This window comes from Methylomonas sp. Uni0011 (genome assembly GCF_056850255.1).
Genome location: NZ_JBVVNO010000005.1, coordinates 87078 through 106728, shown reverse-complemented (window position 1 = coordinate 106728; position 19651 = coordinate 87078). Strand labels below are relative to the sequence as shown.

18 protein-coding genes are annotated in these 19651 nt (G+C 56.4%); 17 read left to right on the top strand and 1 reads right to left on the bottom strand.

Annotation, left to right across the window (positions count from 1 at the left end):
• Nucleotides 1–150: 150 nt before the first annotated feature.
• From AC0IM9_RS09090 to AC0IM9_RS09050, 9 genes are all read left to right on the top strand, one after another.
• Nucleotides 151–1155 (top strand): sulfate ABC transporter substrate-binding protein, encoded by a 1005-nt coding sequence (locus AC0IM9_RS09090; protein ID WP_482803789.1) that lies wholly within the window; start codon nt 151–153, stop codon nt 1153–1155.
• A gap of 112 nt (nt 1156–1267) precedes the next feature.
• A complete protein-coding gene (gene cysT, locus AC0IM9_RS09085) occupies nt 1268–2095 on the top strand; it encodes a sulfate ABC transporter permease subunit CysT (RefSeq protein ID WP_140912846.1) in 828 nt (275 codons plus the stop codon).
• A 10-nt stretch (nt 2096–2105) separates the two neighbouring features.
• Entirely contained in the window at nt 2106–2978 is an 873-nt protein-coding gene (gene cysW / locus AC0IM9_RS09080; protein WP_482803788.1) for a sulfate ABC transporter permease subunit CysW, read from the top strand.
• A 176-nt stretch (nt 2979–3154) separates the two neighbouring features.
• Entirely contained in the window at nt 3155–4198 is a 1044-nt protein-coding gene (locus AC0IM9_RS09075; RefSeq protein WP_482803787.1) for a sulfate/molybdate ABC transporter ATP-binding protein, read from the top strand.
• Between the two features lie 34 nt (nt 4199–4232).
• Nucleotides 4233–5135 (top strand): LysR substrate-binding domain-containing protein, encoded by a 903-nt coding sequence (locus AC0IM9_RS09070; protein ID WP_482803786.1) that lies wholly within the window; start codon nt 4233–4235, stop codon nt 5133–5135.
• A gap of 89 nt (nt 5136–5224) precedes the next feature.
• A complete protein-coding gene (cysK, locus tag AC0IM9_RS09065; protein ID WP_482803785.1) occupies nt 5225–6202 on the top strand; it encodes a cysteine synthase A in 978 nt (325 codons plus the stop codon).
• A 152-nt stretch (nt 6203–6354) separates the two neighbouring features.
• The gene (locus AC0IM9_RS09060; RefSeq protein WP_482803784.1) at nt 6355–9894 is read left to right on the top strand and encodes a hypothetical protein; all 3540 of its coding nucleotides are present in this window, start codon (nt 6355–6357) and stop codon (nt 9892–9894) included.
• A 210-nt stretch (nt 9895–10104) separates the two neighbouring features.
• Nucleotides 10105–10785: a TIGR00266 family protein gene (locus AC0IM9_RS09055; RefSeq protein ID WP_445370748.1), complete on the top strand. Its 681-nt coding sequence runs from the start codon at nt 10105–10107 to the stop codon at nt 10783–10785.
• Between the two features lie 34 nt (nt 10786–10819).
• Nucleotides 10820–11923 (top strand): M48 family metallopeptidase, encoded by a 1104-nt coding sequence (locus AC0IM9_RS09050; RefSeq protein WP_482803783.1) that lies wholly within the window; start codon nt 10820–10822, stop codon nt 11921–11923.
• A gap of 226 nt (nt 11924–12149) precedes the next feature.
• On the opposite strand, the gene AC0IM9_RS09045 is transcribed toward AC0IM9_RS09050, so the two are convergent.
• On the bottom strand, nt 12150–13046 hold the full coding sequence (locus AC0IM9_RS09045; RefSeq protein WP_482803782.1) for a hypothetical protein: 897 nt from the start codon (nt 13044–13046) through the stop codon (nt 12150–12152).
• Nucleotides 13047–13283: 237 nt separating this feature from the next.
• Between AC0IM9_RS09045 and atpD the strand changes: the two genes are divergently transcribed.
• The 8 genes from atpD to AC0IM9_RS09005 are packed head-to-tail and all read left to right on the top strand — an operon-like array spanning nt 13284 to nt 19388.
• Nucleotides 13284–14720 carry a F0F1 ATP synthase subunit beta gene (gene atpD, locus AC0IM9_RS09040; protein ID WP_482803781.1) on the top strand — a complete coding sequence of 479 codons (1437 nt, stop codon included), beginning with the start codon at nt 13284–13286 and terminating at the stop codon, nt 14718–14720.
• Nucleotides 14717–15127 (top strand): F0F1 ATP synthase subunit delta/epsilon, encoded by a 411-nt coding sequence (locus AC0IM9_RS09035; protein ID WP_482803780.1) that lies wholly within the window; start codon nt 14717–14719, stop codon nt 15125–15127. The genes atpD and AC0IM9_RS09035 overlap by 4 nt, the downstream gene beginning before the upstream one ends.
• A gap of 2 nt (nt 15128–15129) precedes the next feature.
• Nucleotides 15130–15408 (top strand): AtpZ/AtpI family protein, encoded by a 279-nt coding sequence (locus tag AC0IM9_RS09030; protein ID WP_278211722.1) that lies wholly within the window; start codon nt 15130–15132, stop codon nt 15406–15408.
• Nucleotides 15405–16091, top strand: coding sequence for a F0F1 ATP synthase subunit A (locus AC0IM9_RS09025; protein WP_482803779.1), 687 nt, complete (start codon nt 15405–15407; stop codon nt 16089–16091). Before AC0IM9_RS09030 ends, AC0IM9_RS09025 begins: the two co-directional genes overlap by 4 nt.
• On the top strand, nt 16088–16354 hold the full coding sequence (atpE, locus tag AC0IM9_RS09020; protein ID WP_140912860.1) for an ATP synthase F0 subunit C: 267 nt from the start codon (nt 16088–16090) through the stop codon (nt 16352–16354). Before AC0IM9_RS09025 ends, atpE begins: the two co-directional genes overlap by 4 nt.
• 46 nt (nt 16355–16400) lie before the next feature.
• Nucleotides 16401–17156, top strand: a complete 756-nt coding sequence (locus tag AC0IM9_RS09015) for a F0F1 ATP synthase subunit delta (RefSeq protein WP_482803778.1) — start codon at nt 16401–16403, stop codon at nt 17154–17156.
• Entirely contained in the window at nt 17149–18588 is a 1440-nt protein-coding gene (locus tag AC0IM9_RS09010) for a F0F1 ATP synthase subunit alpha (RefSeq protein ID WP_482803777.1), read from the top strand. The genes AC0IM9_RS09015 and AC0IM9_RS09010 overlap by 8 nt, the downstream gene beginning before the upstream one ends.
• The gene (locus AC0IM9_RS09005) at nt 18585–19388 is read left to right on the top strand and encodes a F0F1 ATP synthase subunit gamma (protein WP_482803776.1); all 804 of its coding nucleotides are present in this window, start codon (nt 18585–18587) and stop codon (nt 19386–19388) included. Before AC0IM9_RS09010 ends, AC0IM9_RS09005 begins: the two co-directional genes overlap by 4 nt.
• The last annotated feature ends 263 nt before the right edge of the window (nt 19389–19651 follow it).

Sequence of the window (19651 nt, the reverse complement as noted above, 5' to 3'; positions counted from 1 at the left end):
GAGCCGTGGGTTTTTATATCCCTAAATAAGATATATATCTCGAAAACGATCATTTTAAATCAGATAAAAGGCCGCGTACCATATCGCCAAAGGTGTTAACGCCGGGCGTTTCCGCGGCCGCCTACCGAATCAATCTCTTGAGGAGTCATTATGAAGCTGAGTTACACCGTTAAATCCGTGCTGCTTGCATTCGGCCTGCTGGCTAGCGCCACGGCGGCAGCGGACCGGACCATCCTGAACGTGTCGTACGACCCGACCCGCGAGTTCTATCAGGATTTCAACAAGGAATTCATCAAGTACTGGAAACAAAAAACCGGCGAGGACGTCGGCGTCCAACAATCGCACGGCGGCGGCGGCAAACAGACCCGGGCGGTGATCGATGGCCTGGAAGCCGACGTCGTGACCTTGGCGCTGTCCTACGACATTGACCAGATCGCCGAGAAAGCCAATTTGCTGCCGAAAGACTGGCAAAAACGCCTGCCGGACAATAGCCTGCCTTACACCTCGACCATCGTGTTTCTGGTGCGCAAAGGCAATCCCAAAGGTATCAAGGACTGGGGCGATCTGACCCAGGACGGCTTGCAAGTGATCACCCCCAATCCCAAAACCTCAGGCGGCGCCCGTTACAACTATCTGGCGGCCTGGGCTTACGGCGAGAAAAAATTCGGCAGCAAGGATGCCGCCAAGGATTTCGTCAAAAAGCTGTTTAAAAATGTGCCAGTACTGGATTCCGGCGCCCGTGGTTCGACCACGACCTTTATTCAACGCGGCATCGGCGATGTGTTGATTACCTGGGAAAACGAAGCCTTCCTGGCCTTGAAGGAGTTCGGCGCCAGCGAATATGAAATCGTGGTGCCGCCGACCAGCATCAAAGCCGAAACGCCGGTGACCGTGGTCGACAAAGTGGTCAAGAAAAACGGCACCCAGGACTTGGCCGAAGCCTATTTGAATTATCTGTACACCCCGATCGGCCAAAAACTGGTCGCCAAGCATTTCTATCGGCCGTCGCATCCGGAACACGCCGATGCCGAGGATCTGAAACGCTTCCCGAAACTGGAGTTGTTCACGGTGAATGAGCGCTTCGGCAGCTGGGCGCAGGTGCAGAAAGAACACTTCGACGATGGCGCCAATTTCGACCAGATCTATACGCCGTAGAAAGATATTGTTGCGAATGAAAATGTAGGTCGGGTTAGCGAAGCGTAACCCGACAAATCGATTGCCAAACGTCGGGTTACGCTTCGCTAACCCGACCTACATAAAAATAGTTATGCCACAAAGCCACATCATGCCCGGATTTCGCCCCGCTTTAGGGTTTACCTTGCTCTACCTGACGCTGATCGTCTTGATTCCGCTCAGCGCCTTGTTGCTGAAATCGCTGAATCTGAGTCTGGAGCAGTTTTGGGGGATTTTGACCAACAAGCGGGTGATTGCCTCGTTTCAAGTCAGCTTCGGCGCGGCCTTGATCGCGGCCGCCGTCGCCGCGGCCTTGGGCTTTGTCATCGCCTGGACCCTGGTGCGCTATCCGTTTCCGGGCAAAAAACTGTTCGACGCGCTGATCGACTTGCCGTTTGCCTTGCCCACCGCCGTGGCCGGCATCGTGCTGGCGACGATCTACGAACCCAAGGGTTGGATCGGCAAATGGGTGATCGAAGCTACCGGCGTGCAGATTGCGTTCAAACCCTTGGGCATCGTGTTCGCGTTGATTTTCATCGGCTTGCCGTTCGTGGTGCGTACCGTCGAGCCGGTGTTGCAGGAATTCGATCTGGCCATGGAAGAAGCCGCTGCCAGCCTGGGCGCCAGCCGCTGGCAGGCATTCATCAAAGTGATTTTCCCCAACATTCTACCGGCGACCATTACCGGTTTTGCCTTGGCTTTTGCCCGCGGCGTCGGCGAGTACGGCTCGGTGATTTTTATCGCCGGCAACATGCCCTACATCTCGGAAGTGGTGCCGCTGTTAATCATCACCAAGCTCGAACAATACGACTATGCCGGCGCCACGGCGATAGGTCTGACCATGTTGGTAATTTCGTTCCTGTTGCTGCTGTTAATCAATAGCCTGCAATGGTGGGTGCGCCGCCGTAGCGGCCAACTTTAAGGAGACGGCGATGAGTGCGATTTCTACAGCTATAGGAAAACCGGCCAACGCGCTGGCGCTGAAAGATGCCGACTGGGTGCGGCTGGTGCTGATCGGCATCAGTCTGGCCACCATCGGCCTGTTTTTGGTGTTGCCGCTGGCGACGGTCTTGATCAATGCCTTCAGCAAGGGCTGGTCAGCGTATGCCACGGCGCTGCAACATCCGGACGCTCTGGCGGCGATGCGTTTGACCTTGCTGACCGCGGCCATCACGGTGCCGTTGACCACCGTGTTCGGCGTATCGGCGGCTTGGGCTATCTCTCGCTTTGAGTTTCGTGGCAAAAGCCTGTTGATTACCTTGATCGATTTGCCGTTTTCGGTGTCGCCGGTGATCGCCGGTTTGATTTACGTATTGATCTTCGGCTCGCAAGGTTGGTTGGGGCCGCTGTTGGCCGAACATAACATCAAGATTATCTTCGCAGTGCCCGGCATCGTCCTGGCGACCTTGTTCGTCACCTTTCCATTCGTCGCCCGCGAGTTGATCCCGCTGATGCAGGAAATCGGCCACGAAGAGGAAGAAGCGGCCTTGTCCTTGGGGGCCAGCGGCTGGCAAACCTTTTTCAAGATTACCTTGCCCAACATCAAATGGGGCTTGCTGTACGGCGTGCTGCTCTGTAATGCCAGAGCGATGGGCGAGTTCGGTGCGGTGTCGGTGGTATCCGGCCATATTCGCGGCCTGACCAACACCCTGCCGCTGCACGTCGAGGTCAGCTACAACGAATACGACTTCGTCGCCGCCTTTGCCGGTGCGTCGATCCTGGCCGGCTTGGCGATCATGACCCTGATCTTCAAAACCCTGCTGGAATGGAAACAAAGCGAAGACCGGAAAAAGGCGAAGGCATAAAAATCGAAACAACGTAGGTCGGGTTACGACTGCATGGATGCATACCCTCTGGGGCATAAAGGAGGTAGGGTAACGCAGGAGCGGTTACCGAGCCGCTAGGCGCTTGTGCCCTATGGGTATAACCCGACACGTCGGCTTTCAAGGCCTCGGCCAAGTTAGATTCACAGAGGTAACAGATGAGCATCACCCTACAAAACATCAGCAAACAATTCGGCGCTTTCAAAGCCCTGGACAACATCAACCTGGACATTCCGGAAGGCGAACTGGTGGCGCTGTTGGGGCCGTCCGGCTGCGGCAAAACCACCTTGCTGCGCATCATCGCCGGTCTGGAGCAGGCCGACCAGGGCGAGGTTTTTTTAAAAGGCGACAACGTCACCCAGCAGCCGGTCAAAAACCGGCAGATCGGTTTCGTGTTTCAGCATTACGCCCTGTTCCGGCACATGACGGTGTTCGACAACATCGCCTTCGGCTTGCGGGTCAAATCGCACAAGGACCGGCCCAGCGAAGCGATCATCCGCAAGAAGGTTCACGACTTGCTGAACTTGGTGCAACTCGATTGGTTGCACGACCGGTTCCCGGACCAATTGTCCGGCGGCCAGCGCCAGCGCATCGCCTTGGCCAGAGCCTTGGCGGTCGAGCCGTCGGTATTACTGCTGGACGAGCCGTTCGGCGCGCTGGATGCCAGTGTGCGCAAGGACTTACGGCTTTGGTTGCGGCATTTGCACCAGGAACTGAACGTGACCAGCATCTTCGTGACCCACGACCAGGAAGAGGCGATGGAAGTCTCCAGCCAGATCGTGGTGTTGAACCATGGCAAGATCGAACAAAAGGGTACGCCGAGCGAAATCTACGATCATCCGGCCAGCGACTTCGTTTCCCGTTTCATCGGCCAGACCAATGTGTTCAAACTCGACGACGAGGAACATTTCTGGCTCAAGCAAAGCGGCGTGATCGTCGACGACTCGCAAGGCATCGTCGCCCATGTCCGCCCGCACCATATCGGCGTCGAAAAACCAGTAGACCAGAATCAAGCCCCGGTTTATCTGAAAGACTGGCAACATCTGGGCGGCACGATCCGGCTGGAATTGAACCGCGACGGCGCCAACGGTTCCGGCGCCACGATTTACGCCGAAATGCCCAACGAACAGTTCCGCGAACTGGCCTTGCAGAAGGGCGACCGGGTGGCGCTGCGGATCAAACATGCGCATTGGTTCAACTGATGACTAGCCGGCTTCGGCAAAGGAGTGTGCATCGATGAATTTCAGCCAATTGGAACTACTGCGCCTGCTGCCGGAAACCCAGTTCAACCTGTCCAAGGCGGCGGACAAGGTCAATATCGTCCAATCCGCTGCCAGCCGGCATATTCAATTGCTGGAAGAGGAACTGGGCTCGCCGCTGCTGGAACGCCACGGCAAGAAAATCCTGGGTTTTACCGCGCTGGGCGAAAGGGTGATGCGGGAAATCGAAGGCATCGATCTGGCCAAACGCAACATCCAGACCATCGCCGACGACTACCAGGCCAACCGCAACGGCGCCTTGCACATCGCCACGACGCACACGCAGGCCAAGTATTTGTTGCCGGAGCCGATCCGCAAATTTCGGGCGCAATTTCCCGGCGTGACCATTTACATGGTGCAGTCGTCGCCGGGCGAAATCATCGATTTGCTGTACCGCCACGAAGCCGACATAGCGATTTGTACCGAGAAAATGGAGGACAGCGAGAAGCTGGTGATCAAGCCGTGCTACGAATGGAACCACGTCGCGATCGTACCGCAGGGCCATCCGCTCGCCGACGCCAAGCTGACGCTGGAGCGGCTGGCGTCCTATCCGTTATTGACCTATTCGCCGGGTTATACCGGTCGCTCCAATATCGAAAAAGCCTTCGCCAAGCACGGCTTGGAACTGGATATCACCTTGTCCGCCGCCGACTCGGACGTGATCAAAACCTATGTCAGGCTCGGTCTGGGAGTGGGCATCATTTCCGGTGCGTCGTACGAGCCGGGCAACGACAGCGATCTGATCTGTATCGATCTGGCGCATTTGATCCCGCGCTCTATGACCAAATTGGCGTATCTTAAGCAACTGTATTTACCCACTTATTTGCGTTGCTTTATCGGCGAGTTGTTAAACGCCGGCAGCGGCCGGGCTACCTCTTAAATCGGACGGTGCGTACAATGGGAGGGGATTGTTTCAACGCATTTAACGCATTTAACTTATTCGCGCCGCTGCGGCGCAAGGACATCAACATGGCATATTGGTACCCCGACAATTCGCAATCGATCGGCAACACACCGCTGGTCAGACTCAACCGCATCACCGACGGCGCGCCGGTGACCTTGCTGGCCAAGATCGAAGGCCGCAACCCCGGCTATTCGGTGAAATGCCGGATCGGCGCGGCCATGATCAACGACGCCCAACAGCGCGGTCTGCTGGGCTCAGGCAAGGAAATCATCGAACCGACCAGCGGCAACACCGGCATCGCCCTGGCCTTTGTCGCCGCCGCGCGCGGTATCCCGCTGACCTTGACGATGCCGGACACCATGAGCATCGAACGCCGCAAATTGCTGGTGGCCTACGGCGCCAAACTGGTGTTGACCGAAGGCGCCAAGGGCATGAAAGGCGCGATCGCCAAAGCCGAGGAAATCGTCGCCTCCGATCCGGAACGCTATGTTTTATTGCAACAATTCAAGAACCCGGCTAATCCGGCGATTCACGAACAAACCACCGGCCCGGAAATCTGGCGCGACAGCGACGGCGCGATCGACATCTTTGTTTCCGGCGTCGGCACCGGTGGCACCATCACCGGCGTGTCGCGTTACATCAAGCTGACCCAGGGTAAGCCGATCGTCTCGATTGCGGTCGAGCCGGAAGCCAGTCCGATCCTGACCCAGTTCCGTAGCGGCCAGGAGCTACAACCGGCGCCGCATAAAATCCAAGGCATCGGCGCCGGCTTCGTGCCGGACATTCTGGATTTGTCGCTGGTCGACGACATCGAGCGGGTCAGCAACGACGACGCGATTGAGTATGCCCGGCGCTTGGCACGGGAAGAGGGGATTCTGGCCGGCATTTCCTGCGGTGCCGCGGTCGCCGCCGCGGTGCGGGTGGCGAAGCGCGAAGAAAACGTCGGCAAAACCATCGTCGTGATTTTGCCGGACTCGGGCGAGCGCTACTTGAGTTCGGCCTTGTTTGAAGGTTTGTTCGATGCCCAGGGTGTGGCGGTGTAAGCGGTGGTGATTTCGTTGCTCGGCGTAGGATATGCACAATCCTCGTCGAGCAATATCCATTTCCAAATGCGGTTGGTTTTTATGCGCTGAGAATGGATACTAATAGTTATCGCTGTATTCATGTGTGACTTATTTACGACCAAAACGGACTAGTGGCTAACGGTAAAAAACAACTGAGCAATCCATTTTCTACAGGTGGCGGCGGGGCGCATTTCGAAGCTCATGTTCAAGCCTGTTTCGTTACCTTGATGTTGACTGGTGGCCATGTACCGTGCCTTTCTCGCTGGCCGATCAGCGAGGTCAAATTGCAAGGTAAAATTGACGGCTTCGATACCGACGATTTGATCGTTTTTGTAGAAAACGCGAGAACCCGAGAAACTCAGAAATTATTAGGCCAAGTCAAGCACGCTGTTAGTTTCGTCAAAAGCGATAAACAGCTAAAAGATGTCATCGACGCAGCCTGGAGCGATTTCAACAACCAACGAATTTTCAATAAAAACAAGGATGTTATTGCGCTAATCACGGGGCCACTAACAGCGAAAGATTTCCAAACAGTACCATGGCTATTGGAACAGGCTAAACGCACAGCTAGCGTTGACGAATTTTTCAGAAACGTCAAACAAGCCAACTTCAGTCCGTCGAGCAGTAGCGAAAAACTTGAAGTGATCCGGTACCACTTGAAATCCGCCAACCGCAATCGCAATGTCGCTGACGATCAACTCTATGCTTTTCTCAGACATTTTCACTGGCTGGGTTATGACCTGGGCAAAGAGGAAGGCGTGGTGCTGTCGTTATTGCATTCGCATATTTCTCAGTTCAGTACGCCAGAACCCCAATTGGTTTGGTCGCGTATTGTCGATATTGTTCAAACGTGGAATCAGAGCGCCGGAACGATCACACTGGAAAATTTACCGGAAGACATCAAAGCGCTTTTCCAGGAACGAAAGGTTAGCCATTTCCCAACCGCGTTGCTCAAATCCCAAACACCACTTGAGCCAATCGATTGGAGTCAGCACCAACATGCAACCGCGCTAGCTATCGCAGTCTTAATCGGCTGCTGGGACGAACAAAAATCGGCCGATTTGGAAGTCGTGACCGCTTTGGTTGGCGAGAACTATAACGATTGGATTCAAAAGCCTAAGTCTTGGTTAGCATTGCTCGATGCGCCAGTTACTATCAAAAACGGCGTGTGGACGGTGCATCGCCGCATTGAGCTGTTGCAAGCACTTGGCGGTAAATTGTTTGACCAGAACCTTGATATATTCAAACAAATCGCAGTTTCGATATTGCGCGAAAGCGATCCCTGTTTCGAATTAGCCGCCGATCAACGCTTTGCAGCCAATATTTACGGCAAAGTTTTATCCCATTCCCAATGCTTGCGCAGTGGATTCGCCGAGGGTTTGGCATTGTTGGGCGCTTATCCGGATTGGCTAACTCATTGCTCCCTGAATAAGGCCGAGGTTACCGCTGTTTTGGCAATCAGAGAGATATTCACCGGTGCCGATTGGCGGCTATGGGGTTCGCTAAATCACTTGCTACCGACCTTAGCAGAAGCCGCGCCGAGGGAGTTTTTACGCGCTGTCGGGAATGCGTTAAACCAAACGCCTTGTCCGTTTGACGAGCTATTCGCGCAAGAAGGCGACGGAATACATGGTGGCAACTATCTGACTGGATTGCTATGGGCCTTGGAAACGTTAGCCTGGGATGAAGCCTATCTGGTCAGCGCTTGCTCGTTGCTTGGTGAACTCGCAAGCCATGATCCCGGCGGCAAATGGTCCAACCGTCCGGCAAATTCTTTATCTACGATTTTACTGCCATGGTTACCCCAGACCATCGCGCCATTTGAAAAGCGCCAAGCTGTCATTCGTACCTTAAAGAATGATCAACCCGATGTGGCGTGGTCGTTGATCCTGAATTTATTACCCAACCAACTTCAGTCATCGTTTGGCGCGCATAAGCCTGTTTGGCGAAACGTGATTCCGGCTGATTGGGAGAAAGGCGTCACCCAGCAAGAATATTGGCAACAAATAAGCTTTTACGCGGAGCAAGCCGTTGCAATGGCGGGTTACGATCCGATCAGGTTGGGAGCCTTGGTCGAGCGCTTCGATAGTTTGCCCAATCCTGCATACGATCAATTGCTTAGTGCATTGAGATCGGAAACCGTGGTTGGTTTTGATGAAGATGTTCGACAAAAATTGTGGGAAAAACTAGTCGGATTTGTTGCCAAACATCGCCGCTTTCCAGACGCGGAGTGGAGTGCAGATGAATCGTTGTTGAAGCCGATCGAAGAAGTGGCGGAAAAATTGGCTCCTTCAACTCCCTATATCCGTTACCAGCATTTGTTTTCGAATCGAGACTTTGAACAATATGACGATGAAATATCTTGGGACGAGAAACTGAAAAAACTAAATCAGCGCCGTATTGATGCGGCAAAAGATTTATTAGATCAAAATGGTATTACTACCATTATCCGGTTTGCCGAAACCGTGAAATCGCCTAACCAGGTTGGGCAAGCATTGGCGCATATCGCCGACGATAAAATTGATGCGTTTTTGTTGCCGGAATATCTCAATAAAGAAAATTTACAATTGGATAATTTTATATCAGCCTTTGTTGGAACTCGTTTCCACATAAATGGTTGGCCATGGGCAGACGGATTGGATATGTCCACATGGAAAAAGCCCCAAATTTCTCAGTTTTATAGTCAGTTACCGTTTAAGCCGAGCACATGGCAACGTGTTGCTCAACATTTACATGAATCCGAGATTGATTATTGGCAACACGCTTGGGTAAATCCCTACCAACCAGATAGCGATTTGGCTTTTGCCGTGGACAAGTTGATTGAGTATGGGCGGCCGCTCTCAGCCATCGATTGCCTTGATAAGATTCGGCATGATCATAAAGCACTCAAAATAGAACAATGCGTTAGGGCATTAATGGAGGCGGTATCGACGCCCGAACCGAAACATTCTTTAGCAAGCCACCATATTGTTGATTTGATCAAGTATTTACAAGAATCAACCGAGACTTCGCCGGACGACCTCTTTCGAGTTGAATGGGCGTATTTACCTCTATTAAATGGCTACCATGGAGCTAGGCCAGTATATTTAGAAAAACGGCTTGCCTGCGATCCGGAATTCTTCTGTGAAGCTATACGGTTAATTTATCGTCCGGACAAAAAGGATTTAGAAATTCAGGATGTTTCCGAGCAACAAAAATCGATTGCGAACAACGCTTATCGTTTATTGAACGATTGGAAAATGCCTCCTGGTATTGAAGACGATGGGACTTTTAGTTCAGACAAATTAGTTGTCTGGATCAATCGGGTCAGGGAGCTCACTGAGGAGTCTGGTCATTTTGATGTGGCAATGTCCAAAGTTGGTCAGGTCTTGATGCATTGCCCGCCCGACCCAAATGGTCTGTGGATTAGTCGGGTAGCGGCTGGTCAATTGAACGAAAAAGACGCCGAAGCGCTCAGGCGAGGATATTACTTCGCCATTCGGAATTCCCGCGGAGCTTACTATGTTGACCCTAGCGGGGAACAGGAAATGAAACTTGCGGAAAAATATCGCGTACAAGCAGTGGACATGGAAAATGAAGGTTATGTCAGGTTTGCCCAGACGTTAAATGCTTTGTCGGATAGTTATGAAACAGATGCAAAACGAGTTCGAGACGAATATGGGGGAGGTTAGTAGTGCCTGAATTGCCGGTTTTCTTCGAACAGGAAAAGGGCCAGATCTAGCAAGTAATCGTCCTTGAAAGGCTTTGCTTTTTTATGCCTGACCCCTTCTTCCTTGTTCGTGACATCGCTAGCTCGTGGCCAAGCAAAATCTGCTTTTTTAAAACTGAACTATGAAATCCGTTAGACTAGGCGCCGGCCATAGTCAACATAGGAGCGATGTATGAAATTCGATATAACCAACCCCGGCGCATTTTCGACCTTAAGGGTCTGTCTGGAGCCCAACGAATCCATCAAAGCCGAGTCGGGTGCGATGATCACCATGAGCGAGACGCTGGATGTGAGTTCAAAAATGGAAAGAGGGTTGCTGGGCGGGTTATCCCGCAAACTGCTGACCGGGGAGTCGTTGTTTTTTCAAACCGTTACTGCGGCACGCGGGCCCGGCGAAGTGTTGATGGCGTCCGCTTATCCCGGCGAAATCGCCATACTCGAGATGGACGGTTCGGAAGAATACATCTTACAGAAAGACGGATTTTTGGCAGCCGAGCAATCGGTGCAAGTCTCCACTAAGGCGCAAAACCTGACCAAGGGTCTGTTTTCCGGCGAAGGCTTCTTCGTGATGCGGGTAAGCGGGCAGGGCAAACTTGCGATCAGCACCTACGGCGGCATCCAAAAGCTGTCGCTGGCACCCGGCGAAACCCGAATCATCGACAACAGCCATATGGTGGCCTGGAGCGCCAACGCCAATTATAAAATCGAAAAAGCCGCCAAAGGCTGGATTTCCAGCTTTACCAGCGGCGAAGGTCTGGTCTGCCGGTTTACGGGGCCGGGCGATGTTTATATTCAAACCCGCAACTCGCCGGGTTTCGGCTCTTGGCTACGCCAGTTCATCCCGACCCGCTGATACCGCGGATAGACTATTCAGCGCACAGAAGACTATGAATTCAGGAAGCAATTTCAATGGGCTTTACTATGCCGGGCGCGACAAATTCAGTGTGCGGTTTACCGTATCCGCGCACGGACTGATCGAATTCGAACTGGCCGAGCGGGGGCGACAGACGATTGCTCTGCAAGGCACCACCTTGGAATTGATCGGCGACCCGTGTACGACCTTGCAAATCGGCTGGTCAGACCACAATGGTCGACACGCCTTGTTGTGCGCGGAGCCCGGCCTATTCGTTACCCTGCTGTCGCTGAATTTACCGCAACCGGCTCACGCGCACCTAACTGCCTTGCAAACCCGGCAGCGTCAAACACTCAGCGGCGAAAAACATCGAGTGCCGGTCTACCTGGGTCTGATTGCGGCGTTTTTTGTCGGTGGATATGCGGCGTTGCACTATGCCGCCCCCTTGGTCGCAGATTTGATTCCCTATGAATGGGAGCAAAAAATCGGCGAAGTTGCCTTCGAACACTACCAAACCGGTAAACGAACTATCGCGGATCAGACCGTCACCGACGGGGTTAACGCCATCGTTAACCGCATAGATCAGTTCGACGGCGCGGAGATCGCATACCAGGTGGCGGTGGTCGATGCCGACATGATCAACGCGTTTGCCTTCCCCGGCGGTTACGTGGTGGTGACTACCGGCTTGATCGAAAATGCCGACAATCCCGAACAAGTCGCAGGCGTGTTGGCGCATGAATTGACCCATGTGCTGCAGCGACACGGGATGCGAAAACTGGTGCGTCAGGCCGGTATGGGTGTGTTGATCGGCATTGTATTCGGCGACGTGTCGGTACTGTCGCAGTTGATCGAACTTAGCTCGCAACTGGATAGCCTGTCATTCGACCGCGATCAGGAGCGCCGCGCCGACGACGGGGCGATCGAAATCATGACCGCTGCCGGCTTATCGCCGCAAAACCTGGCAGCTTTTTTTAAAAAAATTCAAACCGCGGATACGCTGACCGGCAGTATCCCGGTGCTGTTGCAAACTCATCCGCTAACCGAGGAGCGCATTCAACGCGTGACAGCCGCCGCCGAGCCGGCACAGCCCTTTCGGTTCGAGATGGATTGGGGCAAAGTCAAACAAGGGATAAAGTAAAGCGCGCAGATCTTCGATCGCGCTGAGAACTGTCCCCACCCATCGCTTTCCGCGTCGGGTTTTCGCTGTGCACATCCAGCGTATGCATGACGTATCCGGTCAGCACGGTGAGGGGAACTCGGCGCTACCGCATTACTCTAGTTCTAACAGTCTGGTCTGCTTGAAGTCATTGATAGAACTTCCAGCAAATCGCGCTTTGCAACAAGCTGAATGGCCTCGAATCCTTTCACAACGCGCCGCGGCTCGAGTAACTCTGCGTGGTGCCAAGCGGATGTGCTGCGTCCCGCCTATTCGCCGACGTCACCGGCAGTTCGAAATAACGCCCCTGTACCAAATCGAAGCCGCTCTGTCTGGCCAATGCCGCGCTGCGCTTGTCGGCGACATCCAATAGCAGGCTGCGGCCATTGACCGAGGTGACCAGGCTGTTCAGTTGCTGGATTTTGCCCAGCAACTGGTTGTCTCTGACTTGATCCAAATGCTCGGCGGATAAGCCGACAAAATCCGGCGATAAGCGGGAGATCAATTCCAGCGCGGCTTTTTCCAGCGACTGAACGTCGAATTTCAGCGCCAGCCGGTAACCGCGGCGTTGGTAATTTTCCAGACCTTTTTGCAAGGACGGAAAGAAGCGGGTGTAGGCGTTGCTGACACTGAGCGCAATGGCCACGTTGCTGGTTTGCAGGCCGCATTTGACGATGATCTCTTCGAAATAAGCGCCGTGGTCGGCCTTGACGCCCAGAATATGCCGCGGATCGACGTACAGAAATAGCAATTCGTCCAGATGCGACTGCGGCAGGTAGTTCAGCATGTGCACGGTGCGGGTCAGCCGGTCGAAATTGATCACCGAATCGCTGTTGCCGGGCGCTTGAGGCAGACTGAGCAGATTGTCCAGCTCGTTACCCAACAGCGTCTGTACCGGATTTGCCGCGACCGTCAATTGCGCGATATGGCCGACTACCTGCGACGTGCGCAAGGTTTCCCGGATCGGCGCCAAGGTGCTGCCGACTTTGATCGGCCCGAACATGCCGTGTACGGTGCCGTTCTCCAACAAAAACGGCCGGATACCATCGCTGTGCTCCTGTTCCAGGCGGTCGTTGAAATATTCCACTAGTTGCTGCAAAGGCATGATCGCTTCCTCTCGATTGAAATTTTAGAGCGGGCAGGGCAGCCGGTCGGGACAGTGCCGCCCGGCGTTATATCGAGCAATGTTAACGACTGTGTTTTGTGAAATAAAACGATATTATTAGAATTGTTAATCACGATATTAGATAAATTGGGAGCTGAATGGCGGGCGGGGGCGGCGCTGGTGAAAATCGGGGCTTAGGAGTAGTATTTCGGTAGGTTTTATATGGAAATCGCGCTTATGGCAGACGCAGCAATCGCCCGGCAGGCAACAGCGGACATATCCGCTTCGGTGCCGGCGGAAACCAAGCCCCACTCGCAGCAACCGGTCGGCCGCATCGAAGCGGCACAGGGGCCGGTGGTGGACGTGCGCTGCGAGTATCTGCCGCCGATCGGCCAGGCTTTGGACGTGATCAACGGCGGATCGGCTTATGTGATGGTGGTGTTTCAACACCTGGAGCCAACCTTGGTGCGGGCGATTGCCCTGCATCCGGTATCCGGGCTGTATCGCGGCATGCCGGTCTACGACCGCGGCGACGCGTTGCACGTGCCGGTCGATCAGGCCTGCTTGGGGCGGATGTTGAATCTGTTCGGCGAACCGCTCGACGGCGGCCCGCCGCTGCCGAAAAAGCAGTTTCGCAATATCCTCTCTAATCCGCCGTTATTGTCCGAGACCTTGCCGGCCTCGCAGATCCTGGAAACCGGTATCAAGGTCATCGATTTGCTGTGCCCCTTCGTGCGCGGCGGCAAGACCGGCCTGTTCGGCGGCGCCGGCGTCGGCAAGACGGTATTGATGATGGAATTCATGCATGCGGTCAGCACCACGATGCAAGGGGTATCGGTGTATGCCGGGGTTGGCGAGCGTATGCGCGAGGGCCACGAACTTTGGCACGAAATGGCCGACGCCGGCGTGCTGCCCAAAGCTTTGCTGGTCTACGGCCAGATGGACGAATCGCCCGGCGTGCGCTTTCATGTCGGTTACACCGCGTTGACCTATGCCGAGTATCTGCGCGATACGCTGCACGGCGAGGTGTTGTTTCTGATGGACAACATATTCCGGTTCGTTCAGGCCGGTAGCGAGATTTCCGGTTTGTTGGGGCGGATGCCGGCCACGGTGGGCTACCAACCGACCTTATTGACCGAAGTGGCATCGTTGCAGGAACGCATCGTCTCGACCCGCTCCGGCTCGATTACCTCGGTGCAGGCTGTGTACGTGCCGGCCGACGACATGTCCGATCCCGCCGTGGCAACGATACTTGGCCATCTGGATAGCGTCGTTATCCTGTCGCGGCAACAGGCGGCCAAGGGCATTTACCCGGCAATCGACCCACTGCGCTCCGGCAGCCGGATCATGGACCGCCATATCGTCGGCGAGCGTCACTATCAGGTGGCTAGGGCGGTACGCGAGCATTTGTCCCGCTACCGCGAGCTGGAAGATATCATCGCGATGCTCGGCATCGAGGAATTGTCGGTCGAGGACAGGCGCATCGTCGAACGTGCCCGCCGCCTGCAACGTTATCTGACTCAACCTTTCGTTACCGTCGCCGACCATACCGGCTTGCCCGGCGTGCGGGTGCCGCTGCAACAGACCATCGCCGACTGCGAGGCCTTCATCGCCGGCAAGTACGACTCGCTCAGCGAAGCGGACTGTTACATGAAGGGGGCGATGCCGGCATGAGCGGGTTTGAACTGACTTTGCTCGATAGCCGCGGCGTCGAACATTTCGAGCAAGTCGGCCAATTCGTCGGTGCCGACGCCGACGGCAGTTTCGGGATTTTGCCCGGCCACGTGCGGATGATTGCGTTATTGCGTTATGGGCTGGCGCGGTTTAGCGATGAGTCGGGCGTCTGGCGCTATCTGGCCTTGCCGGGCGGCGTGTTGCGTTTTGCCGATAATCGAATGACGCTGACGGCAGTCCGCTATTTTCTCGGCGACGATCCGGACGCGATCTGCGAACAATTGGCGGCGGAAATGGCGCGCACCGATTCGGAAGTACATCGGGCGCGAGCGACGCTGACCGAAATCGAACGCTCGCTGCTGCGGCGTTTGGCGGAGTTGAGTAACCGGGTTGCTGGGGGGCGATAGCCATGAGTTTTCGGAATAAATTGATCGAATTCACCCGGCGCGATGCGCGGCGCTTGCAGGAACAACGCCGGCAATCGGCGTCCTGGTTCGGTGTGTTGCTGTACGGCGGTACGCTGGGGCTGTTGTTTGTCGTGCCCATCGTCGCCGGCGCCTACCTCGGGCGTTGGCTGGATACGTTGGCGGACGGTTATTCGGTGCGCTGGACCGTCAGCCTGATCGTGTTGGGCATTGTGGTTGGTGCCTACAATGCGCTGCGGTTTTTACAGGAGCATTCGCGATGACCGAGCCCGACCTTGCCTTGCATCTCGGGCCGTTGGCGATCAGCGGCACGGTGTTGACCACCTGGGGCGTGATGGCCGGATTTACCTTGCTGGCGTTACTGCTGCGCTGGCCGGCGAAGGGCGGATTGGGGCGGCTGCATACGGCGCTGGAGGCGGTGGTGGTGGCGATCGAAGGCGCAATCGGCGAGGTGCTACCGGCAGCTGCGGTGCGACGGGTATTGCCGTTCGTCGCGACGCTGTGGCTGTTCGTGTTGGTCGCCAATCTGGTCGGCCTGATTCCGGGCTTGCATTCGCCAACCCGTGATTTATCCGCGACGGCCGCGTTAGCGGTACTGGTGTTCGTTTCCACCCATTGGTTCGGGATTCGCGACCGCGGCCTGCGCAACCATCTGCGCCACTACATCGAACCCAGCGTGATCCTGCTACCGTTTCATATCATCAGCGAATTGACCAGGACGCTGGCCTTGGCGATCCGTTTGTTCGGCAACGTCATGAGTCTGGAAATGGCCGCGTTGCTCGTATTGCTGATCGCCGGCTTTTTGGTGCCGGTGCCACTGTTAATGCTGCACGTGGTCGAAGCCGTGGTGCAGGCCTATATCTTCGGCATGCTGGCCTTGATTTACATCGCCGGCGCGCTGGAACCCAACGAATCCGACACTTCAGTCACGGAGAATCCGTCATGACCGATTTACATCTGTTCAGCATCATCTCCACCGGCGTGGCCGGCTTGGTCATCGCCCTAGGCACCATGCTGCCGGCCATCGCGATGGGCAAGGCCATTGCCAGCGCGTTGGAAGCGCTGGCCCGGCAGCCGGAAGCGGAAAAAACCATCACCCGCACCTTATTTATCGGTTTGGCGATGATCGAATCGCTGGCGATTTATTGTCTGGTGGTGGCCTTGATCGTGCTGTTCCGCAACCCGTTGCTGGAATATTTCCTGGGTTAGGCCGCCGAGTGATCGGTATCGCCCTCCAATCCACCGGACTTCTGCCATGATGCAACTCGACTGGACCACGTTTATTTTGGAAATCCTCAATTTCCTGGTGTTGGTGTGGATACTGCAGCGTTTTCTGTACCGGCCGGTTTTGGCGTTACTGGACGCCCGCCAGCAACGCATCAACCAGCAAACCGAACGCGCCGCGCAATTGCACGCCGAAGCCGAAGCCTTGCAAGGCCAGTACCAGGCGCGCCTGGCGGATTGGCAGCAACAGCAGGACGCCGCGCGCCGGGCGTTGGAGGAAGAGTTGGCGCAATTGCGCAGTCGCGAACTCGAAGCGCTGCGGAAAACCCTGGCCGATGAAGAAGCCAAGTATCGGGTGCGCAATCAGGCGGCCACTGCGACTCGCGAAGCCGCTTTGATCCGCGAAGCGGCGGCCAAGGCTTACGCCCAAACCGCGGCCATGCTGCAGCGTTTGGCCGCGCCGGATTTGACCGGACGCATCGTCGAGATTTTCCTGGAAGATTTGCGGCAATTGCCGGAAGCGGATCTGGCAGCGTTGCATAAAGCGGCGGCGGGGCTGATCCAGGCGTCGGCGGTGACGGTAACCAGCGCCCATCCCTTGACGGACGCCGAGCAGGGCCGGCTCTGCCAAGCGTTGTCGGCGGCGGCCGGTCGCGAGCTGACTTTCAACTTCTCCATCGATCCGGCCTTGATCGCCGGCGTCCGCGCCGTAGTCGGCGAATGCCAGTTGCACGCCAATTTGGCCGACGAATTGGCTTTTTTTCGCCGCCAAACCAACCATGACTGAGGCGAACGCGCCCTATCGCTTCGGCCTGCGCCTGTCCGAACGCGGCTGTGTGGCCGGTATCGGCGACGGCATCGCCTGGATTCGCGGTCTGCCTTCGGCTCGGCTCGACGAATTGATCGGCTTCGACGACGGTAGTTCGGGTTTGGTATTCCAACTCGGCAAGGAAGTGTTGGGCGCGATCCTGCTGTCGCAGAGCCGCGGCGTCACCGCCGGCATGGCGGTACAGCACATCGGCCGTAAATTGGAGATCGGCGTCGGCGACGCCTTGCTCGGCCGGGTAGTCGATCCGCTGGGCAGTCCGCTGGACGGTTTGCCGGCGCCGCAAACCCGCCAGTTCCGGCCGTTGGAAGCGGCCGCACCGAGCATTATCGAACGCGATTTCGTCAGCGAGCCGTTTTATACCGGTAGCAAGATCGTCGATAGTCTGATCCCGATCGGCAAGGGCCAGCGCCAATTGATCATCGGCGACGATGGCGTCGGCAAAAGCGCCCTGGCCTTGGATGCGGTGTTGAACCAGCGCGGCCGCAACGTGTTGTGCGTGATGGTGTTGATCGGCCAGCCGCGCTCGTCGGTGGCCGGCACCTTGGAAGCCTTACGTGCCGCCGGAGCGCTGGATTACACGGTGCTGGTGGTGGCCGAAGCCAACGCCTTGCCGGGCTTTCGCTATCTGGCGCCGTTTGCCGGCTGCGCCATCGCCGAGCACTGGATGCGGCTGGGCCGCGACACGCTGGTGGTCTACGACGATCTGACCCGCCACGCCCAATCCTACCGCGAGTTGTCGCTGTTGTTGCAACGGCCGCCGGGCCGCGAAGCCTATCCGGGGGATATTTTTTATCTGCATTCGCGCTTGCTGGAGCGCTCGACGGTGTTGAGCCTGCAACACGGCGGCGGCAGCATGACCGCGCTGCCGATCATCGAAACCCGGCAGGGCGAATTGTCGGCCTATATCCCGACCAACCTGATTTCGATTACCGACGGCCAGATTTATTTCGAGAGCAAATTATTCGCCGCCGGCATCCTGCCGGCCATCGATATCGGCCGCTCGGTGTCGCGGATCGGCGGCAAGGCCCAGCATCCGGCCATCAAAAACGCCGCTGCCCATATCCGGCTGGACTATCTGCAATTTCTGGAGCTGGAACTGTTCGCCCGCTTCGGCACCCGGCTGGAAGCCAGCGTCGAGGAAAAATTGCAGAGCGGCCGGCTGTTGCGGGAAATTCTGAAGCAGGACCGCTTGCAGCCTTGGTCCGAAGCGGCGCATCTGGCCTGGTTGCTGGCTTACGGCGAAGGTTTGCTGGCCGGTGTCGCGCCGGAACAAGCGGCCGGGGTGTTGGCATTTCTGCTGCAGCAACTGGCGGAGACCCGTTTGAGCTTGGACTCGCCGAAGCAGCAATGGCTGGCGGCGCTCAGGCAATGGCTGGCGGCTAAACCATGAGCCAGCGGCGGGAAGTAGAAGCGCGGTTGGCGCTGTTCGACGAATTGTCCGGCATCCTCGGCGCGATGCGCAGTTTTGCGTTGGCCGAATTGCGCAAGGTCGGCAAGCGCGAAGCCGGCCAGCAGCTGGTCGTAGAGTCGTTGCTGGCCGCTTTGCACGATTTGTCCGGCGCCTTGCCGGAAGCGTTTTATGCCGATACCGCCAAAACCCGCGCCGATATCTGGTTGTTGTTCGGCTCGGTGCGCGGCTTTTGCGGCAGTTTCAACGAAGACGTGCTGCGTTTTTGGCAGGGTGCAGCCGAGCTTGAAGCGCCGTTGATTTTGGTGGGCGAGCGCCTGCATTGCCTATTCGACGGTCATGAATCCGCCGTTTTTCTGGACGGCGCCGAGGGCGGTCTGGACGCGCCGGCGGCGATCGACCGGATTCTGGCGGCGGTCGCCGAACTGCGCGGCGATAGCGATTATGGTTTGATGGTCTGCATCCGCGACGAGCAGGGCGCTCGCAGCCAGCGCTTGTGGCCGTTGCCACCCATTGCCGGCGGGAGTGTTCCGCTGGAACTGCCGTTGACTTATCAGCGTCCTGCCGCAGTTGCGATGGGCGTTGCCGAACAGTATTGGTTCCATGTGCTGCTGGCGCTGCTGTTGCGTTCGATTCGGGTCGAAAATCATATGCGCTTGATGCAGATGGAAACTGCGCTACGTCATCTGGAACACGGCGGCGAGGACTTGCAACGCCAGCTCAACCGTCTGCGGCAGGAGGAAATCGTCGAGGAAATCGAGCTGATGGTCGGCCGGCGTTAGCAAACCGCACTCAGTCAACCGCCCGACCCGGCACCGGATCGGGCGGCCACCTTGCTCTTTTCAATCAGTCGTCTGCAAAAAACCGGCCCGGCCGATCGGCGCCGTGCCCCGCTACCTGCCTAGGCACAATCCCTCTTGCGTTCTCGTTTCAAAATTGCCTCGACTGCCGCAACTGTTGCGGCCCGGACTGACCTTGGCTTCAAGTTCCGCGAGTATGGGCTACAGTTTACCGGTAACGCGCTGCGGCCAGCGGGCCGTTGCAG